This is a genomic window from Pseudalkalibacillus decolorationis, assembly GCF_024609785.1.
GTDB lineage: Bacteria > Bacillota > Bacilli > Bacillales > Fictibacillaceae > Pseudalkalibacillus > Pseudalkalibacillus decolorationis.
Map to the genome: position 1 here is coordinate 1 of NZ_JANHJQ010000075.1, position 648 is coordinate 648.

The window sequence follows — 648 nt, forward strand, 5'->3', positions numbered from 1 at the left end:
ACGTTAAGAAAGCATTCCTGTAATAAAGCAAAATGAGGTTTGTACAAAAAAAGTCCCCTTGGTATGATACGAGGTGTCCGGAAAGCTAATCAGCGATAAAACGGACCCTTAACTAAAACCAAGGAGGACATACATGAATTATAAACAAAATCAAAAAATCTTACAACTGACAGAACAAACCGTGATTATTGGGGTGGATATCGCTAAGCACAAGCATGTCGCACGTGCACAAGATTTTCGAGGCGTTCAGTTTGGCAAAGCATTCACGTTTGAAAACTCCATCGAAGGCTTTACCCGACTATGTATTTGGATCGAGGGGTTAAAAGACAAACAAGCAAAATCAGAGGTCATCATTGGGATGGAGCCAACCGGTCATTATTGGCTCCCTCTCGCCTACTGGTTGAAGGGAAAGTCGATAAAGGCAGTGGTTGTCAATCCAGGCCATGTCAAAAAGTCGAAAGAGCTAGATGATAATTCACCGACAAAGAACGATGTAAAGGATGCCAGGGTGATCGCAAGGCTAGTAGAAGAAGGGCGCTATTCAGAGCCTAATTTGCCGGAAGGAATCTATGCAGACCTTCGAGAAGGAATGAATCTTTATCATCATCTAATGAAAGATCTCCAAGCTGTACAAGGGCGTATGCACCA

The 648-nt window shown here is 42.9% G+C and carries 1 protein-coding gene; it reads left to right on the forward strand.

The window, feature by feature from the left end; all coding sequences use genetic code 11:
- Window positions 1-133: 133 nt before the first annotated feature.
- On the forward strand, window positions 134-648 hold a 515-nt coding region (locus NON16_RS25390; protein WP_257352402.1), incomplete at its 3' end, for an IS110 family transposase.